8 protein-coding genes are annotated in these 24326 nt (G+C 72.7%); 7 read left to right on the forward strand and 1 reads right to left on the reverse strand.

The genetic code is table 11. The annotated features are described in order from the left end of the window. Positions 1–70 precede the first annotated feature (70 nt). The 7 genes from NOSIN_RS02485 (at position 71) to NOSIN_RS02515 (ending at position 23643) form a co-directional block, all read left to right on the forward strand. Entirely contained in the window at positions 71–496 is a 426-nt protein-coding gene (locus tag NOSIN_RS02485; protein ID WP_073702711.1) for a roadblock/LC7 domain-containing protein, read from the forward strand. 45 nt (positions 497–541) lie between these two features. Next, positions 542–901, forward strand: coding sequence for a DUF742 domain-containing protein (locus NOSIN_RS02490; RefSeq protein WP_077689177.1), 360 nt, complete (start codon positions 542–544; stop codon positions 899–901). Between the two features lie 22 nt (positions 902–923). Next, positions 924–1481, forward strand: coding sequence for a GTP-binding protein (locus NOSIN_RS02495; RefSeq protein WP_077689178.1), 558 nt, complete (start codon positions 924–926; stop codon positions 1479–1481). A gap of 60 nt (positions 1482–1541) precedes the next feature. Further along, positions 1542–2807, forward strand: a complete 1266-nt coding sequence (locus NOSIN_RS02500; RefSeq protein ID WP_077689179.1) for a styrene monooxygenase/indole monooxygenase family protein — start codon at positions 1542–1544, stop codon at positions 2805–2807. A gap of 552 nt (positions 2808–3359) precedes the next feature. Beyond that, positions 3360–11504, forward strand: coding sequence for a type I polyketide synthase (locus NOSIN_RS02505; protein WP_227014641.1), 8145 nt, complete (start codon positions 3360–3362; stop codon positions 11502–11504). Further along, a complete protein-coding gene (locus tag NOSIN_RS02510; protein ID WP_077689181.1) occupies positions 11491–16236 on the forward strand; it encodes a type I polyketide synthase in 4746 nt (1581 codons plus the stop codon). Before NOSIN_RS02505 ends, NOSIN_RS02510 begins: the two co-directional genes overlap by 14 nt. Before the next feature lie 96 nt (positions 16237–16332). Further along, entirely contained in the window at positions 16333–23643 is a 7311-nt protein-coding gene (locus tag NOSIN_RS02515) for a type I polyketide synthase (RefSeq protein ID WP_077689182.1), read from the forward strand. A 67-nt stretch (positions 23644–23710) separates the two neighbouring features. Here NOSIN_RS02515 and NOSIN_RS02520 read toward each other — a convergent pair whose 3' ends face one another. Then, on the reverse strand, positions 23711–24289 hold the full coding sequence (locus tag NOSIN_RS02520) for a TetR/AcrR family transcriptional regulator (RefSeq protein ID WP_077693361.1): 579 nt from the start codon (positions 24287–24289) through the stop codon (positions 23711–23713). Positions 24290–24326 lie beyond the last annotated feature (37 nt).

Consider the following 24326-nt stretch of genomic DNA (forward strand, 5'->3'; position numbering starts at 1 on the left):
CCTCCCGGTGCGCTCCGCATCCCCGACCTCAGCGAACACCACACCCGGCCCAGGCAGGTAAGGCACAGCGATGACTGAATCCGTGAACGACAGTGTTGAGAACTTCTCCTGGCTCATCGACCGGTTCGTCCGGGACGTGCGCGGTGTCGAGCACGCCGTCGTGGTCTCCTCCGACGGCCTCGTCCTGACCCACTCCAGTGACTTCCCCGAGGAGCACGCCGAACAGCTCGCGGCCATCGCCAGCGGCCTGCACAGTCTGGCCGTCGGCGGTGCCAGCCTCTTCCAGAGGGGTGAGTGCGAGCAGCTCCTCGTCCGCTTCAACCACGGGCACCTGTTCATCATGGCGATCAGCGACGGCTCCTGCATGGCGGTCCTCACGGCCCCCGGCACCGAACTCAAGATCGTCGGCTTCCAGATGACCAAGCTCGTCGAGAACGTCGCCCATGTGCTCACGCCGCAGCTGCGATCGCAGCTGCGCGAGGTCATCCAGAACTGACGACGGTGAACGTAACCGTTCGGGAGGAATGAGGTTGCCTCGGCTATGAGCTTCCGCAGGCGAAGGAGTAACCGTGTTCGCCCGTTCACCTTCACTGGTGGGCGGACACGGTCACGGCATCCGCTGATGGTGCAGACCCTGGTCTCGACATCCGAGCCCGGGCAGGATCCCCCCGGCACCCTCATGCCGGAGTCGATCAATATCTACAAGCTGTGCCGGGAGACCCGGTCGTTGGCCGAGGTGTCGGCCGAGCTGAACATCCCCCTGGGCGTCACCCAGGTCCTGGTCAGTGACCTGGCTGAACAGGACCTGGTGTACATTCACCCGACCATCACCGGCAGCAGTCCATCGGAAAACCAGGTTCTGGAGAGGGCTCTTCGTGGTCTCGAACGACTTTTCCAGTGACAAGCGGTCGAATCGCAAGAAGATGTCGAGCAAGATCGTCATCGCCGGTGGCTTCGGCGCCGGCAAGACGACCTTGGTGCACTCGGTATCGGAGATTCCGCCTGTCACCACCGAGGCGATCATGACCGAGGCCAGCATCGGTCACGACGACAACTCGATCACACCCGACAAGACGACCACCACCGTCGCGATGGACTTCGGTCGCATCACCATCGACGAAGAGCTGGTCATGTACATGTTCGGCACACCGGGCCAGGCGCGTTTCTGGTTCATGTGGGACGATCTCGTCCGGGGCGCCGTGGGTGCCGTGGTGGTCGTCGACTGCCGGAGGCTCGCGGACTCCTTCGACGCCGTCGACTACTTCGAGACGAACAAACGCATTCCCTACATCGTGGCGCTCAACAAGTTCGAGGGTCACCTCGACTACACCTCCGAGCAGGTTCGCGAGGCACTGGAGGTCAGTCCGGAGGTACCGATCATCGACTTCGACGCCCGGAACCGGCTGTCCGGAGGTGAGGTGCTCAAGACGCTGCTCAGGTACGCGTTGGAGCACAACCGCACCAGCGAGCCCGTCGCCTGACGGACGGGGAGCCCCAGTCCTCCCCATCGCCCCGCAGATTCCCCAGGAAAGTTAGCGACAATGCGCAAGATCCTTATCGTCGGCGCGGGTCACGCCGGCCTGCACCTGGCTCACGGGCTCCTGACCCATGGCTACGACGTCACGGTGATCACGGGGCAGTCCTCGATGGAGATCCGAACGGGCAAGCCCTCGATCTCACAGTTCACGCTTCCGACGGCGTTGAACTACGAACGGCACCACGACCTTGATCTCTGGAGCGCCCTGGCGCCGCAGATCAGGGAGGAGAAGGTGCACCTGTACCCGACGAAGGACCGGCCGCCCTTGTCCTTCAAGGGCAGGACAGGCGAGGGCAACGACTACATGGTCTCGGTCGACCGGCGCGTGAAGATGGCCGACTGGCTGGAGTACTTCGAGGACCGCGGTGGCAAGGTCGTCATCCACGGTGTCACCGTCACGGACCTCGACTACTTCTCGCGCATGTTCGACCTGATCGTCGTGGCCGTCGGACACGGTGAGCTCGGCCAGCTCTTCGACTACGACGAGAGCAGGTTCAGCGGGGCCAGGCCGCGTTCGATCGCGCAGGCGTACGTGTACGACGTCTGGCCGGACGAGCACGCTGAGGAGAACATCGGCTGGGCCGCGTCGGCGGCCCAGGCGGGCAACATCAACTTCATGCCGATCCTTACACAGGACGGCCCCTGCCACACGTTGATGATGGTGGACCAGCGGGGTGGCCCCATGGACGCGTGGCCTGACCGGCCCGGCCCCGAGGAGCAGTTGCGGCGGATGAAGGACCTCCTCCGTAACTATGCTCCGGAGTACTTCGAGCGCGCCAAGGACGCGGTCCTGATCAACGGTGGGAACAGCACCCTGGTCGAGGACCTGACACCCCAGGTCCGAAACCCCGTGGGTGTGCTTCCGTCCGGCGGGCATGTCCTCGGCATGGCGGACGTCGTCGTCACGATGGATCCGTACGTGTGCCAGAGCTGGAACAACTCCACCCGCTGTGCCAAGACGTACCTGGAGTGCATCATGGAGCACGGCGACCGCGAGTTCGACGAGGAGTTCCTGGTCAACACGTTCGACCGCTTCTGGGAGTTCGGCCTGCACAACCAGCTCTGGTCGGAGATGAACTCCACGATGTGGGAGACCGGTGACCTTCCGCCGTACTTCTACGAGCTCATCGAAGGAGCCAACACCTTCCCCGAGATCGGGAACCGCTGGATCCAGGGGTGGGATTACCCGCCGGACTACGCCAAGTGGCTGCTCGATCCGGACCTGGCCATGCAGTACCTCGCCGAGGTCCGCGCACAGCACGGAGCCTGACAGCGGCGTCGCCGCACACCTGCCCGATGTCCTCTGGGACATCGGGCTTCTTGCTGTCTTGGAACGGTTTTTTTCTCAGGTTATGACACTGCCCGAATGGTTAAGTGGAATGACCGAAAAGCGGTGATGCGTTGTCATGCATCCTGAGCAGCGGTTACGATCCTCCGTGTTGGTGCCTGTACGCGTCCTATGATCACTGGTGGGGTTTATGTGACAGTGGGGTTGGCACGTCAGGCACCTGCAGCACCGGGGGTGCCTCCCGGAAGAAGGCCTGCCAGCCAGAAAGGTGTTTCGTGTATCCCCGTGTGTGCTCCTTTTCGCAGGCCTTCCCTCTGGCTCCGTTCGGGGTGAGGACTTTAGTCCTTCCCGGGGGAGAGATACGTCATATTTCCAAAGAATCCATTCTGACCTGCGAAAAAGCGATTCAGTCCGTGCATCTGCACGATACGGATACAAGTACGCCTTCCGCGAGGACGCACATCGCGGAAGTCATCGTGTACGCACGGCGAGAGCGTGGGCGTGATCGGTGTGGGCGTGATCGGAGGGAACGCGTTGAGCAGTGACCATGCGTACGGCGGTCAGGGAGAAGCCGGTGCTCCCATCGCCGTGGTGGGAGTCTCCTGCCGTCTCCCCGGAGCCTCGACCCCCGATGCCTTCTGGCGGCTGCTGTGCGAGGGGCGGGAGTCGATCTCCGCTCCGCCGGACCGGCTCGGCGTCACCTCTTCGGCACGTGACCGCTACTGGGGCGGGTACCTCGACCGGACCGAGGACTTCGACGCGGGCTTCTTCGGGATCTCCCCGCGCGAGGCGTTGGCCATGGATCCGCAGCAGCGCATCATGCTCGAACTGAGCTGGGAGGCGGTGGAGCACGCCCGCATGTCGCCGCACGCCCTGCGGGACACCGACACCGGCGTGTTCACCGGTGCCATCGCCTCCGACTACGCCCTCCTGCAGCGACGTACCGCACAGAGCGGCATCACCCACCACACGTTCGTGGGCACCCAGCGCGGCATGATCGCCAACCGCGTCTCCTACGCCCTCGGCCTGTCCGGACCGAGCCTGACCGTGGACAGCGGGCAGTCCTCGTCCCTGGTCGGGGTGTACATGGCCATGGAGAGCCTGCGCCGGGGCGAGTGCGGTACGGCCCTGGCGGGCGGGGTGAACCTCATCCTGACGCCGGAGAGCACCGAGGGCGTGGTCCAGTTCGGCGGGCTCTCGCCGGACGCGCACTGCTACACCTTCGACGCACGGGCCAACGGCTACGTGCGGGGTGAGGGCGGCGCCGTCGTGGTGCTCAAACCGCTCGACCGCGCCCTGGCCGACGGCGATCCCGTCCACGCCGTCCTGCGCGGCGGCGCCGTGAACAACTCCGGTCAGACCTCCTACCTCGCCCGCCCCGACGTCCACGGCCAGGAGGAGGTCCTGCGCGCGGCCTACCGACGGACGGGGGTCGACCCGGCACAGGTCGGCTACGTGGAACTGCACGGCACCGGTACCCCGGCGGGCGATCCGGTCGAGGCGGCCGCGCTCGGCTCGGTGTTCGCCGACGGCCGTGAGGAGCCGCTGCGCGTGGGGTCGGCCAAGACCAACATCGGCCACCTGGAGGGCGCGGCGGGCATCGTGGGCCTGGTCAAGACCGTGCTCAGCCTCTCCCACGGGCAGCTCCCACCCACCCGGAACTTCGCCGCGCCCCACCCGGACATCGACCTGGAGACGCTGCGGCTGAGTCCGCAGGTCCGCCGTGAGCCCTGGCCCGCGGACGCCCCGCTCGCGGGTGTGTCCTCCTTCGGGATGGGCGGTACCAACTGCCACCTGGTGCTCGGTCCGCCCCCGCCGGTCCAGGCCGGCAGGGCCGGTTCCGCCACGGGCGAGGGCACCCTCGACCCCGTTCCGTGGGTTCTGTCGGCCCGCTCCGAGGGGGCGCTGCGCGCCCAGGCGTCCGCCCTGCACTTCTTCGTCTCGTCCCGTCCGGGCCTGAGGGCACAGGACGTGGGCCTGTCGCTGGCCACCACTCGTGCCGTGTTCGAGTACCGCGCGGTCATCTTCGCGTCGGGTGGCGATGGAGCGAGGGAGTTGGAGTCGGTCGCACCCGCGTCGGTTCCGGCCGACAGGGCACAGGAGCGGCCCGTCATGGTCTTCCCCGGGCAGGGCGGTCAGTGGGCGGGGATGGCACGCGACCTCCTCGACGGCGACGGCCCCCTCGCCCAGGTGTTCACCCGGCGCCTGCTGGAGTGTGAGCGGGCGCTGAGTCCCCATGTGGACTGGTCACTGGTCCAGGTGCTGCGCGGCGAGCCCGAAGCGCCGACGTTCACCGGCCCGGGAACACGGGTGGACGTCGTGCAGCCGGTGCTGTGGGCGGTCATGGTCTCCCTGGCCAGGGTGTGGTCGGCGCTGGGCGTGGAGCCCGCGGCGGTGATCGGTCACTCCCAGGGGGAGATCGCCGCGGCGTGTGTGGCCGGGACCCTGTCGCTGGACGACGCCGCGAAGGTCGTGGCCCTGCGCAGCCAGGCGCTGACCTCCTTGGCCGGAAGCGGTGGCATGGCCTCGCTGGGGCTGTCCCCCCAGCGTGCCGAGGAGCTCGTCGGAAGCTACGAGGACCTGCACCTGGCCGCGGTCAACGGACCCGAGTCGGTCGTGGTCTCCGGCAGTCCGGCGGCGGTCCGCGGAGCCGTGGAGTACTGCGTCGACCACGGTGTCCACGGTGCTCTGGTCGACGTGGACTACGCCTCCCACTCCCAACACGTCCAACATATCCGTGAGGACCTGCTCGAACGGCTCGGCGGTGTTGAGCCGCACTCCGCCCGGGTGCCGTTCTTCTCCACTCTGACCGGGGAGCGGCTCGACGGGACCGAGACGCCAACGGACGCGTCGTACTGGTACCAGAACCTGCGCGGCACCGTTCGCTTCGCCGACGCGGTGAAGGCGGCCGTGGACGCCGGCCACACCACCTTCATCGAGGTGGGACCGCATCCGGTCCTGTCCTTCGGCATCGAGCGCACGCTGGACGCGGCCAGGGTGGAGGGCCGGGTACTGCAGACCCTGCGAAGGGAGGCGGGGGACCAGGCACAGTTGCTGACCGCGGCGGCCCAGGCGTTCACCGCCGGCGTGGACGTCGACTGGGCGGTGCTGTTCAGGGGCACCGGTGCCCGTCATATCGACCTGCCGACCTACCCGTTCCAACGCCAGCGCTACTGGCCGGACACACAGGCCGTGGTGCCCGTCGACCGGGCAGCGGTCTCAGGGCCCGAAGAGCCCACCGTCCTGACGCGAAGCGACGGCCGGAATACTCGTGCATTGGTGCGTGAACACACCGCTCGGGTACTCGGCAGGGCGTCCCTGACGGCCTCGGACGAGCGACGTGCCTTCCGTGACCTCGGCTTCGACTCGATGATGCTGCTCCAGCTCGGGCGGATGCTGTCCCGGGAGACCGGGGTCCACCTGGAGGACACCGTCCTGTTCGACCTGCCCACGCCCTCCGCACTGGCGGGGTTCCTCGTCGGGGAACTGGGGGAGGAGGTGTTCGGGGCCGCCGAACCCGCCTCCGACTCGACCGCCGTCCCCGCCGCCACCTCTGCTCCCGCTCCCACCGCCCCCGCGGTGCCCGCCGTCGCCGCGCCGGTTCCCGACGACGACCCGATCGCCATCACCGCGATGGCCTGCCGCCTGCCGGGCGGGGTGCGCTCTCCCGAGCAGCTGTGGCGCCTCGTGGAGGACGGCGTGGACGCTATCGGTGACTTCCCCGACAACCGCGGCTGGGACCTGGAGGGCATCTACGACCCCGAACCCGGCACCCCCGGCCGCACCTACACGCGTTCGGGCGGATTCCTGTACGACGCGGACCTGTTCGACCCCGGCTTCTTCGGGATCAGCCCCCGCGAGGCCGACGCCATGGACCCCCAGCAGCGGCTGCTGCTGGAGACCTCCTGGGAGGCGGTCCAGCGCGCCGGCATGAGCACGGACGACCTGCGTGAACGCCAGGTCGGCGTGTTCATCGGCGCCATGCCCACCGAGTACGGGCCGCGCCTGGCCGACCAGGGCACGGAGAACGACGGGGGGTACCGGCTCACCGGCAGCACCCTGAGCGTGGCCTCGGGCCGTATCGCCTACGTCCTGGGCCTGCGCGGTCCGGCGATGACCATCGACACCGCCTGCTCGTCCTCCCTCGTGGCCCTGCACCAGGGAGCCGAGGCCATCCGGCGCGGCGAGTGCGAGATGGCCCTGGCAGGCGGAGCCACCGTCATGGCCACCCCCGGCATGTTCCTGGAGTTCTCCGCCCAGCGCGGACTGTCTCCGGACGGTCGCTGCCGTGCCTTCGGGGCGTCGGCCGACGGCACCGCCTGGGCCGAGGGCGCGGGTGTGCTCCTGCTGGAGCGCGCCTCGCGTGCCCGCCGCGCAGGACGCCCGGTCCTGGCACTGCTCAAGGGCAGTGCGGTCAACTCCGACGGCGCCAGCAACGGCCTGACCGCACCCAACCGGGAGTCCCAGGAACGGGTGATCCGGCAGGCCCTGGCGTCAGCCGGAGTGGAACCCGGCGAGGTGGACGCCGTGGAGGCGCACGGCACGGGCACCAGGCTGGGCGACCCGATCGAGGCCAAGGCGCTGATCTCGGTGTACGGCCGGGCGCGAGACGGCTCCCACGAGGATCTGCGGTTGGGCTCGCTCAAGTCCAACATCGGGCACTCACAGGCGGCTGCCGGGGTGGCCGGGGTGATCAAGACGGTGGAGGCGTTGCGGCACGGGCGCCTGCCCAGGACGCTGCACGCCGACGAGCCCACCGACAAGGTCGACTGGGACGGCAGCGGCGTGCGGCTGCTCGCCGAACCGGAACCGTGGCCGGACACCGGGCGCCCGCGCCGTGCCGCGGTGTCCTCCTTCGGGATCAGCGGCACCAACGCGCACGTGGTGCTGGAGGGCGTGGCCGACGAGAGCGCCCCGGTCATCGTTCCCGACGACCCCTTCCAGCGCGAACGCCACTGGGTGGTTCCGTCCACCCTGGTCGAGGCCGCCCCGGAGGCGGTCGCGCGGCCGCTGCTCGACGGAGGACTGGCGCTGGCCGACGGGCGCACCGTGTTCACCGGCCGCATCGGCCTCGACGACCACTCCTGGGTACGCGACCACGGCATCCTCGGCCGGATCGTCGTGCCGGGCACGGCTCTGGTGGACCTGGCCGCGCACGCGGCCGACCGGGTCGGCGCCACCGCCGTGGCCGACCTGGCCCTGGAGGCGCCGCTGGTCCTGACGCGCGGCGCGGGTGCCAGGCTCCAGGTCACCGTGGGCGTCCGCGACGAACAGGGACGGCGCGAGGTGCACGTCCACGCACGGCCCGGGGACGCCGCGTCGGACGCGCCCTGGACCCGGCACGCCTCGGGCGCCCTGGCCGAGGGACCGGCGCTCGACGCCGAGCACTCCGGCACGGACGGTGCCGCATCGGCGGACACCTCGTGGCCTCCGGCCGACGCCGAGTCGGTGACCGTGTGGCCCGACTACACCCGTCTGGCCCGGCGCGGCTACGCCTACGGTCCGCTCTTCCAGGGACTGCGGGGCGTGTGGCGGTGCGGGGACGACCTCCTGGCCGAGATCGAACTGCCCGACGTGCCCCACACCGGCGGTCCCTTCCACGGCCCCCACCCGGCCCTGGTGGACGCCGCCCTGCACGGGGTCCTGCTGTACGGCGGCACCGACGAACGCGCCCTGACGGTTCCCTTCGCCTGGTCGGGGGTACGGGTGCGTGCCGCCGCCGACGGCGCGGTGTCCGGCCGCCTGCGTGTCCGCGCCACCGAACTGGGGGCCGACCGCTACCGCCTGCACGTCTTCGACGACGCCGGAGACCCGGTCGTGGCCGTGGACGAACTGGTCATGCGCCCGCTGGACGCGGACGCCCTTCCCGAGCGCGATCCCTCCGAGCTGCCGGGCCTGTACGAGCTGGTGTGGGAGAGGGCCGTCGCGCCCGACCCCGCCCCTTCCGTGCCCACCGGTCTGCCCGATCTGAGGGAGATCGACCTGGACGGCACGGTGCCGCCGGTGGTCTTCACCGAACTGCCCGCCGCGGCCGTCTACTCCGAGGACGCCTCGGTGCCCGAGTCCGTCCGCCAGGGCCTGGAATCCGTCCTGGAGACCGTCCGTTCCTGGCTGACCGACCCGCGTACCGACCACGCCCGGCTGGTGGTGGTGACCTGGCGCGCGGTGGCCACCGACCCGGGGACCCGGCTCACCGGGCTCGCCGCGGCCCCGGTGTGGGGCCTGCTGCGGGCGGCCCAGCGGGAGCACCCCGGGCGCCTCGTGCTCGTGGACTCCGACGGGTCGGAGGACTCCCACCGGGTCCTGGCCGAAGCGGTCGAGCTCGACGAACCGCAGATGGCGCTGCGCTCGGGTGCGCTCCTGGTGCCCCGGCTGGTCAGGGCCGGCGACGACCAGAAGCTGACACCCCCCGACGCGCTGTGGCGGCTGGACACCCGCCGTCCCGGCTCCCTGGAGAACCTGGAGCTGCTGTCGGCGCCCGAGGCCGGGGGAGAGCTCGGACCCCACGAGGTCCGCGTCGCCGTCCGTGCCGCCGGGGTGAACTTCAAGGACGTGGTCGTGGCACTCGGCCTGGTCGAGGGGGAGACGGGGATCGGCCTCGAAGGTTCCGGGACCATCCTGGAGACCGGTGCCGAGGTGACGGACCTGGCCCCGGGCGACCGGGTGGCGGGCATGTTCGACGGCGCGTTCGGGCCGATCACGGTCGCTGACTGCCGCAAGCTCGCCCGCATCCCCGGCGGATGGACCTTCGAACAGGCGGCGGCCGTTCCGGTCGCCTTCCTGACCGCCTACTACGGACTGGTGGACCTGGCCGCGGTGCGTCCGGGGGAGAGCGTCCTGGTGCACGCCGCCGCGGGCGGTGTGGGAACCGCGGCCGTCCAACTCGCCCAGCACATGGGGGCACGCGTGTTCGGCACCGCGAGCCCTCACAAGTGGGCGGGACTGGCCGAGTACGGACTCGACGAGAAGCGGCTGTCCTCCTCCCGTGACCTGGAGTTCGAGCAGCGTCTGCGTGCCGCCAACGGCGGGCGCGGGATGGACGTGGTCCTCAACTCGCTCAGCGGCGAGTTCGTGGACGCGTCCCTGCGACTGCTGCGCTCGCCGGGTGACGGCGAGGGCCCGGGCGGCCGCTTCGTGGAGATGGGGCTGACCGACGTCCGTTCCGAGGAAGAGGTCGCCGAGGCCTTTCCAGGACGGGGCTACGAGGCGTTCAAGCTGACCGAGGTGGCTCCCGAGCGGATCGGTCAGATGCTGGGACGGATCATGGAGCTGTTCACCAGCGGCACGATCCGGCCCCTTCCGACCACGGCCCACGATCTCCGCGAGGCCAAGGAGGTCTTCCGCTCCCTCCAACGCGGTGAGAACGTCGGCAAACTCGTCCTGACCGTTCCGGCGCCCTTCCCGCAGGAGCGCACCACGCTGGTCACGGGCGGTACGGGCACCCTGGGACACCGGGTGGCGCGCCACCTGGTCACCGGCTACGGGGTGCGCGACCTGCTGCTCGTCAGCCGGAGCGGTCCCGAGGCGAAGGGTCAGGAGGCGCGCACCGCCGAACTGGAGTCACTCGGAGCCCGGGTGGAGGTGGTCGCCTGCGACGCCGCGGACCGGAAGGACCTGGAGCGGGTCCTGGACGGGATCCCCGACGACCGCCCCCTCGGTGCGGTCGTGCACACCGCCGGCGTGCTCGACGACGCCACCGTCACCTCGCTCACGTCGAAGCAGGTCGACAGGGTGCTGCGGCCCAAGGTCGACGCCGCGTGGAACCTGCACGAGCTGACCTCCGGGGCGGACCTGGGAGCGTTCGTGCTGTTCTCGTCGGCCGTCGGAGTCCTGGGCAACGCGGGTCAGGCCAACTACGCCGCGGCCAACGTCTTCTGCGATGCCCTGGCCCACTACCGCCACGAGCGCGGACTGCCCGCCACCTCGCTGGCGTGGGGGCTGTGGGCCGGTGCCAGCGGCATGACCGGTCACCTGGACGACAGCGACCTCGGCGTCCTCAGCCGGGGCGGCCTGCTCCCGATGCCCGCCGAGGAGGCCCTGCGGCACCTGGACACCGCTCTGCTGTGGGACATGGTCAACGGCGTCCCCGCCCTGTTCGACACCGCCGGCACCGGTGGCGGCGTCCTGCGGGGCCTGGTGGGACCGACCACCCAGGGGACTCGGACCACCCAGGGCGCCCAGGACGTTCAGGACACCCCGGCGGACGGCGCGGACACCGCCGCCGAGCGGTTCGCCGCGCTGTCGGGGGCCGAGCGGGACCGCGCCCTGCTCGCCGAGGTCCGCTCGCACACCGCCGTGGTCCTGGGCCACGGACCCGACGCCGGACCCTCCCGTGTGTCCGCCGACCGGCCCTTCACCGACCTGGGACTGGACTCGCTCACCGGGTTGGAGCTGCGCAACCGGCTCGGCGCCGCGGTCGGGGTCCGCGTTCCGGCCACCGCCGTCTTCGACCACCCGACCCCGCGCGCGCTCGCGCTCGCGCTGGCGGGCCTGTTGGTACCCGACCAGCCGGAGGCCGCTCAGCGAGGGCACGCCGACACCGACACATCCGTCGATGACGCCGGATCACACGAGAGCAGCATCGATGCGATGGGGGTCGAGGATCTCGTGAACCTCGCCCTGAAGGGCGACGGCCACGCATCCCCCAGTGGACAGGAGACGGCAGATGACTACCGATGACCACCAACTGGTTGCGGCACTCCGATCCGCGCTGAAGGAGAACGCGCGGCTGCGGGAGGAAGCCGACCGGACCGCCTCCCGTGAGCCGATCGCCATCGTGGGGATGGGCTGCCGCCTGCCGGGCGGCGTCGACTCGCCCGAGGACCTGTGGGACCTGCTCTCGCACGGTCGCGAGACGGTGGGCCCGCTGCCCGACGACCGCGGCTGGGACGTTCCGTCGCTTCTCGGCGAGGAGGGCGGCGCGCCCCGCTCCGCGATGTCCCAGGGCTCCTTCCTCGACGCGGCGGGCGACTTCGACCCCGGACTCTTCGGGATCTCCCCCCGCGAGGCCGAGGCCATGGACCCGCAGCAGCGCCTGCTGCTCGAAGTGGCGTGGGAGTCCCTGGAGCGCTCCGGGATCGCGCCGTCCTCGCTCTCGGGCTCGGACACCGGCGTCTACGTCGGCACGCTCACGTCCGAGTACGGGCCGCGGCTGGACCAGGCGCCGGAGGACGGGTTCGCGATGACGGGGACGGCGCTCAGCGTCGCCTCCGGCCGCCTGTCCTACACCCTGGGACTCACCGGCCCCGCGATCACGCTGGACACCGCCTGCTCCTCCTCCCTGGTGGCCGTGCACCTGGCCGTGCACGCCCTGCGCGCGGGCGAGTGCTCGCTCGCGCTGGCGGGCGGGGCGACGGTCATGTCCTCACCGGGGCCGCTCACGGAGTTCACCCACCTGAAGGGGCTGGCACCGGACGGCCGGTGCAAGGCGTTCGGAGCGGACGCCGACGGAGCCGGCTTCGCCGAGGGCGTGGGCATGGTCGTCCTGGAGCGCCTGTCCGACGCCCGCCGCAGGGGCCACCGCGTCCTGGCGCTCGTCCGGGGCGGCGCGGTCAACCAGGACGGTGCCTCCAACGGCCTCACCGCGCCCAACGGCCCCTCCCAGGCGCGGGTCATCCGCAAGGCCCTGGCCGACACCGGTCTGGGACCAGGCGACATCGACCTGGTCGAGGCGCACGGCACGGGCACCACGCTGGGCGACCCCATCGAGGCGCAGGCGCTGCTGGCCACCTACGGCCAGGACCGGTCCGCGGACCGGCCGCTGTGGCTGGGCTCCCTCAAGTCCAACGTGGGCCACGCCCAGGCCGCGGCCGGGGTCGCGGGACTCATCAAGCTGGTGTTGTCCCTCCAGAACGGCGTGCTGCCGCGCACCCTGCACGCGGACGAGCCCACACCGCACGTGGACTGGTCGGCGGGGGCGGTCCGGCTGCTCACGGAGGAGCGCTCCTGGCCGCGGACTGACCGGCCGAGACGGGCCGCCGTGTCCTCGTTCGGGATGAGCGGGACCAACGCCCACGTCATCGTCGAGCAGGCTCCCGAGGACGCCCCCGAGGAAGCTCCGCGCCCCGGCCGCACGGCCGGCCCCCGGCCCTGGAGGCTCTCGGCGCGTGACGGCGCCGCCCTGCGCGGACAGGCGGCGCGGCTCCGCGACCACCTGCGGGACCGGCCGGGGGCCGATCTCGCGGACGTCGGCTGGTCGCTGGCCACCACCCGCTCCGCGCTGGAGCACCGGGCCGTCGTCGTCGCCGACGGCCGTGAGGGGTACCTGGACGCCCTGGACGCCCTGGTCCAGGGGCGTCCGCACCCCGGTGTGGTGTTCGGCGTGGCCAGGGGCGACCGCGAGCCCGTCTTCGTCTTCCCGGGCCAGGGCGGCCAGTGGGAGGGCATGGCCGTGGAACTCCTGGACTCCTCGCCGGCCTTCGCCCGGCGGATGGCCGAGTGCGAGGAGGCGCTGGCCCCGCACGTGGACTGGTCGCTGACCTCGGTGCTGCGGGGGAAGGAGGGAGGTGCCTCCCTGGAACGCGTGGACGTGGTCCAGCCGGTGCTGTGGGCCGTGATGGTCTCCCTCGCCGAGCTGTGGCGCACCCACGGTGTGCGCCCGGCGGCCGTGGTGGGACACTCCCAGGGCGAGATCGCCGCCGCCTGCGTGGCCGGCGCACTCTCCCTCGAAGACGCCGCGAAGGTCGTGGCGCTGCGCAGCCAGGCGGTCCTGGAGCTCTCGGGCACCGGGGCGATGGCCTCGGTCGCCCGGTCGGCGGACCAGGTCCGCGAACGCGTCGCCACGCTGGACGGGAAGGTCCACGTGGCGGTCGTCAACGGCCCGGCGGCCACGGTCGTGGCGGGTGAGGCCGAGGCGGTGCGCGCGCTGGTCGAGCGGTACGAGGCCGAAGGCGTCCACGCGCGGATGATCGCGGTGGACTACGCCTCGCACACGCCCCACGTGGAGCGCCTGCGCGAGCGCGTCACCACGTCACTGGCCGGGATCACCCCGAGACGGCCCGACATCCCCGTGTACTCCACCCTCACCGGCGGCAGGCTGGAGTCCACCGGGATGGACGCCGAGTACTGGTACCGCAACCTCTCCAGCACGGTCGAGTTCGCACGGGCGACCCGCGCCCTCCTCCACGACGGGTACGACATGTTCGTCGAAGTCGGCCCGCACCCCGTGCTCGCCCCCGCCATACAGGAGACCTCCGAGGAGTCGGAGGCCCGGGACACGGTGGTCCTGGGCACGATCCGCCGGGGGGAGGGCGGCACCGAACGCTTCCTGACCTCGCTGGCAGAGGCCCACGCGCACGGCGTCGACCTGGACTGGGACCAGGTGTACGGCGGTCGGCGGAGTGTCGTCGACCTGCCCACCTACGCCTTCCAGCACCAGCGGTACTGGCGGGACCCCGCCGTCGCGGCCGGCCCCGTGTCCCCGGGGCGGACGCCCTCCGGCCCCCGGGCGGCGGACCCGCTGGACGACTGGTCCTACGAGGAGGACTGGGTGCCCGTGGACGCGGGCACGGGCCGCCCCGGACCGGCCGGGACCTGGCTGCTGTTCGACTCCGACCCGGCCGACCCCGCCGTCGCCGACTGCGCCGCGGCGCTGGGCTCGCGCGGCCACCGCGTCCGGACGGTGGACGTGCCCGCCGACGCCGACCGCGCCTCCATGGCGAGCCTCGCGGCCAAGGCCGCACAGGAGGCCGGTTCCGTCGTCGGAGTCCTCTCGGCGTCCGCCCTGGCCGGCGCCCGTACGGAGAGGTCCGTGCCCCGGCCCACCGAGGCCGCCGGGCACCGGCGCACCGTCCTGCTCATGCAGGGCCTCGGCGACGCCGGGATCACCGCACCCCTGTGGTGCGTGACACGGGGAGCGGTCACGGCCGGGGACGGGGTGACCGATCCCGCCGCCGCACTCGTGTGGGGACTCGGACGGGTCGCCGCCCAGGAGCACACCGACCGCTGGGGCGGCCTCGTCGACCTGCCCGCCGCCGACGCACCCGGGGCCGGTGAGGTACTGGCCTCGGTCCTGGCGGGGGAGCGCTCCGACGGTGAGGACCAGATCGCGGTCCGCGGTGACCGGATCCTCGCCCGCCGACTCAAGCGGGCACCGCTGAGCCGGATCCGGGCGGTACGCCGCTGGGAGCCCTCCGGAACCGTCCTGGTCACGGGCGGAACCGGGGCGCTGGGGGCGCACACCGCGCGCTGGCTCGCCCGGCGCGGCGCCGAACACCTGCTCCTTGTGAGCCGCCGCGGGGCGGGCTCGCCCGGGGCCGGGGAACTGGAGGCCGAGCTGCGGGCGGAGGGAGCCCGGGTGACGTTCGCCGCGTGCGACATCGCCGACCGGGCCGCCCTCGCCGAGGTTATGGAGGAGGTCCCCGATGAGTACCCGCTCCGCGCGGTCGTGCACACGGCGGCCTCCCTGGACGACGGCGCGATCGACTCGCTCACCCCCGACCAGGTGGCCCGCGCCCTGCGCGCCAAGGCCGACGGGGCCGTGCACCTGCACGAACTCACCCGGGACGCGGACCTGTCGGCCTTCGTCCTGTTCTCCTCGGTCTCCGCCGTCTTCGGCGTGTCCGGGCAGGGCAACTACGCGCCGGGCAACGCGTTCTGCGAGGCGTTCGCGCACCACCGCCGCGCACTCGGGCTGCCCGCCACGTCGGTGGCGTGGGGGGCCTGGGCGGGCGGCGGCATGGCCGAGGACGGGGCTGTCGCCGCCCTCCTGAGCCGCCACGGCCTGCCGACCATGGACCCGGAGGCCGCCGTCACGGCGTTCGGGCACGCCCTCGACCGGGACCTGCCCGCGCTCGCCGTCGCCGCCGTCGACTGGCCGCGGTTCCGTACCGCGTTCACCGCCAACCGGCCGAGCCCGCTCATCGACGGCCTGGGGGCCGCCGGCACCGGTGGGCCCGGGGCCGGTGAGGCCGTCGCGGGCGGTCTGGAGGCACGGCTGTCCGGGCTGGGACGCGCCGAGCGCCGGAGGGTCCTCACCGACCACGTGTGCGAGCACGTGGCCGCCATCCTCGGCTATCCCTCCGGTGACGCGCTCGACGTCGACCGCGGCCTGAAGGACCTGGGCATGGACTCGGTGACCGCCGTCGAACTCCGCAACCGGCTCGCCACGCTCACGGGGCTCCGTCTGCCCTCGGGGCTCGCCTTCTCCTACCCGACGTGCGTGGCGCTCGCCCACCACCTGGAGGGGCGGCTGTTCGGTGACACCGAGCAGGTCGTGATGACGCGGATCGACGGCATCGAGGCCGCCCTGGCCGAACACGAGGGCTCCGCCCTGGACCGCGAAGCCGTCGCCCGGCGGCTGCGCGGACTGCTCGAGCGGCTCTCCCCCCAGGCCCCCGGCGGGGACCACGACCTGGAGTCCGCGAGCAGGGAAGAGCTGTTCGCGTTCATCGACGACGCCCTGGGCGGCTGACCCGTATCGGCCCGTACTTACCCGATCCCCCGCTCCAAGCACCCCTCCACGCCTGGCCCCGGGTCCGTGGACAACGCGAAACGGTGAGTCAACACCATGACGGAAGACGCCCGACTCCTCGACTACCTCAAACGGGTGACCGCCGACCTGCGCCGTACGCGCGCCGAACTGGAGGACCTGCGCTCGCGCGACTCCGAGCCGATCGCGATCGTGGGCATGGGATGCCGGCTGCCGGGAGGGGCGGACTCCCCGGAGGCGCTGTGGCGCCTGCTGGAGGACCGGGTGGACGCGGTCGGCGACCCGCCCACCGACCGGGGATGGGACCTGGACGCCCTGGCGGACCGGCTGGGATCGAGGCGCTGGGGCGGCTTCCTGGACGACGTGGCGGGCTTCGACGCGGACTTCTTCGGGATCTCGCCGCGTGAGGCGGCGGCCATGGACCCGCAGCAGCGCCTCATGCTCCACGTGTCGTGGGAGGCGGTCGAGCGCGCGGGGATCGACCCCTCCTCCCTCGCGGGCAGCCCGACCGGGGTGTTCACGGGGATCAGCGTCAGCGACTACGCCAAGGGCTCGACCTCGGGCTCGCTCCCGGTCCCGGAGGAGGCCGAGGGGTACCTGATGACGGGTACCGCCACGAGCGTCGCCTCCGGGAGGGTGGCGTACACGCTGGGACTGGAGGGCCCGGCACTGACGGTGGACACGGCCTGCTCCTCCTCGCTGGTGGCCGTGCACCTGGCCGTCCGCGCCCTGCGCCGGAGCGAGTGCTCCCTCGCGCTGGCGGGCGGCGCCACGGTCATGACGGGGCCGTCGCTGTTCACGGAGATGGCCAGGCAGGGCGGACTCGCAGCCGACGGCCGCTGCAAGGCGTTCGGCGCGGGAGCGGACGGCGCGGGATTCTCCGAGGGCGCGGGTGCGCTGGTCCTGGAACGCTTGTCCGACGCCCGCCGCCACGGACGCCGTGTGCTGGCGGTGATCCGTGGGAGCGCGATCAACCAGGACGGCGCGTCCAACGGCCTGACGGCCCCCAGCGGCCCGGCCCAGGTGCGGGTGGTGCGCTCGGCGCTGGCCGACGCCGGCCTGTCCGCGGGCGACATCGACGCCGTGGAGGCGCACGGCACGGGGACCGAACTGGGCGACCCGATCGAGGCCCAGGCCCTGATGGACGTGTTCGGCCCGGGCCGGGACTCCGGGACGGTGGGCGTGGGTTCGCTCAAGTCCAACATCGGCCACACCCAGGCCGCCGCGGGGGTGGCCGGCGTCATGAAGATGGTGTTGTCCCTCCAGAGCGGCGTGCTGCCGCGGACCCTGTACGCGGACGAGCCCACACCGCACGTGGACTGGTCGTCGGGACGGCTGCGGGTGCTGTCCGAGCCGCGCCGGTGGGAGCGGGGCGAGCGGGTGCGCCGGGCCGGGGTGTCCTCCTTCGGCGTCAGCGGGACCAACGCGCACGTGATCGTGGAGGAGGCCCCCGAGGAGGTCCCGGCCGAGTGGGAGGAGGCCGGTCCCCGGCCGCTGGTGGAGGGACCCCGGCCGTGGGTCCTGTCCGCGCGCACCGAACCGGCGCTGAGGGAGCAGGCCGCGCGCCTGCGCGCACACCTGGAGGGCCTCACCGCGTCGGGCGGCGACGCACCGGACGCCTCCGAGGTCGCCCGGGCACTCGCCACCACCCGGACCGCCTTCGCCCACCGGGCCGCGGTCGTCGGCACCGGGCACACGGAGCTCATGGAGGGCCTGCGCGCGCTGGCCGACGGGAGCCGGGCCGAGGGGGTCGTCACCGGCACGGCCGCCCGTGGCGGCCGGGCCGTCGCCCCCGTGTTCGTGTTCCCCGGCCAAGGCGGCCAATGGGTGGGGATGGCCCGCGGGCTGCTGCTGTCCTCGGAGGTGTTCGCCGACGCCGTGGTCGAGTGCGAGAAGGCACTCGTCCCCTTCGTCGACTGGTCCCTGGGCGCCGTACTGCGCGGTGATCCCGAAGCTCCCGCGGTGGCCGGTGAGGGTGCCCGCGTGGACGTGGTGCAGCCCGTGTTGTGGGCGGTGATGGTGTCACTGGCGAGGGTGTGGTGCTCCGCCGGTGTGGAACCCGCCGCCGTGGTCGGCCACTCGCAGGGGGAGATCGCCGCGGCGTGCGTGGCGGGGGCCCTGACACTGGAGGATGGCGCGCGCGTCGTCGCACTCCGCAGCCAGGCCCTCAAGGAGCTTGCCGGACACGGGGGGATGGCCGCACTGGCGTGCGCCCCCGAGCGGGCCGCCGAACTGATCGTCCCGTGGCGGGGACGAATCGGGGTGGCCGCGGTCAACGGTCCCGAGTCGACCGTCGTCTCGGGGGACGGCGACGCTATCACGGAACTCGTCCGCGCCTGCGCGGAAGGTGACGCGCGCGTGCGCCGCGTCGACGTCGACTACGCCTCCCACTCCGCCCAGGTCGAACGGATCGGGAACAGGCTGCGCGCCGACCTGGCCGGTATCCGGCCGAGGAGGGGAAGGGTCCCGTTCCACTCGACCGTCGCCTCCGGAACCGAGTGGACGCCGGGAGCCGTGCCGGCCGGAGAGGCGGTGGCGGGTACATCACTCGACGCGGACTACTGGTACCGGAATCTGCGCCATCCCGTGCTTCTCGCCCCGGTGGTCGACCGCGTCGCACGCCAGAGTGACACGTTCGTCGAGATCAGCCCGCATCCGGTGCTGACCCTGGCCATCGAGCAGACCCTGGAGGACCGCGAACGCTTCGGTCACGTGGTCCTGGAAACGCTGCATCGTGGCAGGGACGAGCCCACACGGTTCCAGACGGTGCTGGCCGAGGCGCACTGTCGCGGTGTCGATGTCGACTGGAACCGGGTGCTCGGCGGCGGATGCGACACCCCGCCCGTGGAACTGCCCACGTACCCGTTCCAGTACCACCGCTACTGGCTCCCCGAGCCCCGGACCTTCGCGGAGCCCGCCGCCCTCGGGGTGGGGGACGCCGGGCACCCCCTCCTCGGCGCGCGCGTTCCCGTCGCCGGCACCGGGCAGACGGTGTTCACCGGCCTGCTCGACGTCGACCGCCACCCGTGGCTGGCCGAGCACGCCCTCGGCGACAGGGCCCTGCTGCCGGGCACGGCCATGCTGGAGCTCCTACTCCACGTGGGACGCGAGTGCGGGTGTCCCGAGGTCGCCGACCTCACGCTGCGGGCACCGGTGGAGGTGCCGCCGGGCGAGAACGGGACGGGGCTCCAGATCCAGATCGTGGTCGACCCTCCGGACGGTGACGGAGCCCGGGCTGTGCGGGTGCTGTCGCTTCCCCCGGGCGACGACGCGTGGACCCTGCACGCAGAGGGGGAACTCGTCCCGGAGACCGGTGAGGAGCCGTCCTCCGCCGAGCCTCCCCGCGCGGACGCGGCTCCGCTGCCGGTGGGGGAGGCCTACGCGCGTTTCTCCGCGCTCGGCTACGGTTACGGACCCTCCTTCCAGGGCCTGCGCGCCGCGTGGGAGGACGGCGCCGGAGTGGGGAGCGAGGCCGAACTCGACATCCTGCCGGACGATGCCCCCGGCATGGCGGGCCCCCATCCCACGTTGACCGACGCCGGCCTGCACGCGCTGCTGTTGCACCACCTCACCGGGAGCGGTGAACGACGATCTCCGATGCCGTTCGCCTGGCGGGGCGTGCGCCTCCACTCGTCCGCCGCGCCCACGAGGCTGCGGACCCGTGTCACCAGGACCGGCCGTGACACGTGGTCGGTGGTCCACGCGGACGCCGACGGCGCACCGGTCCTGTCGATCGACCGCCTGACGGTGCGAGAGGCCCCGGTCGCCGCCGAGCCGCCCGCCCTCTTCCAACAGGACTGGACGGAAGCGGCCGGGCCCGTGGGCGGGAGCGACGCGCGTACGCTTCGCACCGACACGTGGGCGACCGTCGGTGCCGGAGGCCCCGAGGGTGTGACGCGGTATCCCGACGCGGCCGCCCTGGAGACCGCCCTGGAGGCGGGCGCGCCCGCGCCGGAGCTGGTCGTCGTACCCGCGGGCGGCGGTGACGGGGAGGCACCCGACCACGTCCGCGCCGAGCTCCACCGCGTCCTGGCCCTCCTACTCGCGTGGGTGGATAACGGACGCCTCGGGGACACCAGGATCGTGGTCGTCACCGACGGCGCGGTACGGCTCCCCGACGACTCGGCGCAAAGACCCGTGGACCTGTCCGGAGCCGCCGTGTGGGGACTCATCACCTCCGCGGAGACCGAGAACCCCGGACGCTTCCTGCTCCTGGACATCGACAGGCCCGACACCTCCCTCATCGCGGCCGCCGCCGCGACGGGGGAGCCCCGTGTGACCGTCCGAGACGGTCGTCTGTACGTCCCCCGCCTGGCTGAGGCCCGCCGCCCGGACCGCGGCGGTCTCCACCTGCCGCAGCGCCGCACGGACTGGAGGCTGGACGTGCGCGTCCCGGGAAGGATCGACGGGCTCGCCCCCGTCCCCGACCCCGACCAGCACCGGGCGCTGGCCCCCGGCGAGGTCCGTGTCGCGGTTCGCGCGGCCGGGGTCAACTTCCGGGATGTACTGATGACCATGGGCATGCACCCCGGTCCCGTGAGTATCGGACACGAGGGGACCGGCACGGTCATCGGGGTCGGCCCGGACGTCGACGACCTCGCGCCGGGCGACCGGGTGATGGGGTTGTTCCCCGGCGCCTTCGGACCGGTCGCCATCGCTCGGCGCGGACTCGTCGCCCCCGTACCCGAGGGATGGGACGACGCCTCCGCCGCCGCGGTGCCCGCCGTCTACCTGACCGCCTACATCGCGCTGGTGGAGGAGGCCGGTCTCAGGGCGGGCGAGCAGGTCCTCGTCCATTCGGCGGCCGGGGGAGTGGGACAGGCCGCACTGCATCTGGCACGGCACCTGGGTGCCCGGGTCCTCGCGACCGCCAGCCCCGAGAAGTGGCGGATGCTACGGGAGCAGGGGATCGCGGAGGAGCACCTCGCGCACTCGCGTCGCCTCGACTTCGAGGAGCGCTTCCGCGCGAGCGCCCCGCCCGTCGACGTCGTACTCAACGCCCTCACCGGAGAGGCGATCGACGCGTCGTTGCGGCTCATGGCGCCCACGGGAAGATTCGTGGAATTGGGACACAACGAGCTCCGCGACCCCGAACGGGTGGCGTCCGAGCACGGCGGCGTCCTGTACCGGGCCTTCGACCTGTCAGTCCTTCCCCCCGAGCGCGTCCAGCGCGCCTTCGCGGCGATCCTGCCGCTCCTGGAGAAGGGGGAGCTACCCGGTGTCCCGGTCACCCGCTACCCCGTCGAGCGGGCGGTCGACGCCTTCCGCCTCATGCAGCAGGGGCGCAACGTCGGCAAGGTCGTGCTGGGCATGGCCACGCGCTTCCGCCCCGGCGGTACGGTCCTGGTCACCGGCGGTACCGGCACGGTCGGCGCCCTCGTCGCCCGCCACCTGGTCGTACGGCACGGCGTCACCCGCCTGCTGCTGGTGGGACGCCGCGGCGCCGGTGCTCCCGGCGCTCGGGAACTCGTGGACGAACTGGGCGCCCTGGGCGCGCAGGTGACCGTCGCCTCCTGCGACGTCGCCGACCCCGAGGAGCTGCGCGAGCTCCTGGACACGGTGCCCGACGACCATCCGCTCACCGCAGTGTTCCACTCCGCGGGTGTGGTCGACGACGCCACCGTCACCCGGATCGGCGCCCGGGCCCTGGAGCGGGTCCTGCGCCCCAAGGTCGACGGTGCGTGGAACCTGCACACGGCCACCGCCGACCGCGACCTGGACGCCTTCGTGCTGTTCTCCTCGGCGGCCGGGGTGCTCGGCTCGGCGGGCCAGGGAGGGTACGCGGCGGCCAACTCCTTCATGGACGCCCTCGCCCACCACCGCCGCTCCCTGGGGCTGCCCGCGCAGTCGCTGGCCTGGGGGCGCTGGGCCGACACGAGCGAGGCGACCGCACGCCTCGGCGACGTCGAGACCTCCCGCATGACGCGGCTCTGGGGGGTGGAGGCCATCGGCGGGGACGAGGGGTGCGCGCTCATGGACGCCGCCGCGGACACCGGCCAGGCCCTCCTGCTCCCCGTCCCGATGGACCTGGCCGGCCTGCGGGCGCGCGCGACCTCGCCCGAGGCCGTCCCGCACCTGCTGCGAGGACTCGTGCGGGCACGGGAGGGGCGGCGGTCCGACGCCGGTTCCGGCGCGGTCGCGAAGCTGCGTGCCGCCGGGGCCGGAGCCGAGCGCCGCGCCCTGCTGGAGGAGCTGGTCGCCGCGCGCGCCGCCGAGATCCTCGGATACCCCTCGGGACACCGCGTGGAGGCGGACCAGGACTTCCTGGAGACGGGTTTCGACTCCCTCACGGTGGTCGAACTCCGCAACCACCTGCGTGAGGCCACCGGGCTGCGGCTGCCCGCCGCCGTGGTGTTCGAGCACCGGACCCCCGCGCTGCTGGCCGCCCACCTGGACGCGGAGATGGGCGGCGGGACCGCCGGAGGCACCGGCGGCGCCCCGGCCGAACCGGCCGGTTCGGCCGGGGCGGCCGGCCTGACCGAGCCGGCGCAACCGGCCGACGCCCTGGTGGGGCTGTTCCGCGACACCTGCGCGGACGGGCGTCCGGAGGACGCGGTCGCGATGGTCCGGGCCGCGTCCCGGGGCCGGGCGGTGGTCCGCGCCGAGGACCCGTGGCCGGTCGAGCCGGTCCAGCTCTCCACGGGCCCCGAGGAACCGGTCCTGGTCTGCTTCCCGTCCCTGGTCATGACCTCGGGCGCACAGGAGTTCGCCCGGTTCACGGCCGGGATGCGGGGGCGGCGAAGGGTGCACGTCCTGCCCGCCCCCGGGTTCCTCGCGGAGGAGCGGCTGCCCGCCGACACCGGGGTCTTCGTCAACGGACAGGCCGACGCCGCGCTCCGGGCCGCGGACGGTGCGCCGTTCGTGCTGGTGGGGCGGTCGTCGGGCGGCTGGGTGGCGCACGCCGTCGCCGAGGAGCTGCACCGTCGCGGGCGCGCGCCCGCGGGGGTGGTGCTGCTGGACACGCCGGTCCCGGGCGAACCGGGCGTGCTGCCGCTCGTCGCGGCGTCGCTGCCGATCGTCACGGAGTCGGTGATGGCGCGCGCCAGCGAGTTCGAACTCCTCGACGCGGCCCGGCTGACCGCCATGGGCGGCTACCTGGGACTGTTCGCCGACTGGCGGCCCGGTCCCCTCCCGGTCCCGGTCACGCAGGTCTGCCCGGAGGAGCCGGTCCGCACCCCGTCGGGCGAGGTGCTCGAAACGGGGTGGGAGTGGCCCGGTCAGAGCAGCGGCGCCAAGGTCCCGGGCGACCACCTCACCATGTTGGAGGAGCACGCCGAGAACACGGCCGCGGCCGTCGAGGAGGCCGTCGCCGGACTCGCGCGGGAGCGGAAGCCGGCGGGGCGTTCGCTGGTGCGCCGCCTGAGCGACCGCGTCAGGAACCGCGGCTGATCCGTTCCCCGCCCGCCACGGTGCCCTGCTTGCGTGGCGGGCGGGGAGCAGTGCGCGGCCCCGCCGCCTACCGCTTCCCGGCGGCGGAGCCCAGCAGCTCCAGCAGGTCGTCGACGAGGCCGTCGGGGTCGGTGCCGCCCCTGTCCGGGCTGAGGCGACCGGCCATGGCCAGGCTCACCGCGCCGTGCACGGCGGCCAGCAGCAGCGCGGTGCGCCGCTCCGTGTCCCCGCCCGGGAGGGACCCGTCGACCTGGCACTGCCGGACCACCGCGGTCAGGGAGGCCCGGGTGCGCCGGGCCGCGGCCCCGAGCTCCTCCCGGGGCCCGGACCAGGTGCCGAAGACGAGGGAGAACCGCGCCGGGTGGTCCATGGCCCAGGCGGTGTAGGAGTGCAGCACCGTCCGCAGGGCCTCCCGCGCGGTGAAGGCCTGGCCCGCCGCGCGGTCGATGATGTCGCCCAGCCGTTCCAGCTCCCTGGCCGCCACCGCGGCCAGGAGGGACTCCTTGTCCGCGAAGTGCTTGTAGGGCGCCATATGGGAGAGCCCGCTCAGGCGCCCGACCTCGCGCAGTGTCACCGCCTCGATCCCGCCGGAGTCCAGCAGTTGCCGTGCCGAGGCGACGAGGGAGCTACGCGTGTCCTGGGGCATGCGGACCATCGTAGACATCCGGCCGGTTCCGGGCATC

Source organism: Nocardiopsis sinuspersici (genome assembly GCF_001998325.1).
Lineage (GTDB): Bacteria > Actinomycetota > Actinomycetes > Streptosporangiales > Streptosporangiaceae > Nocardiopsis > Nocardiopsis sinuspersici.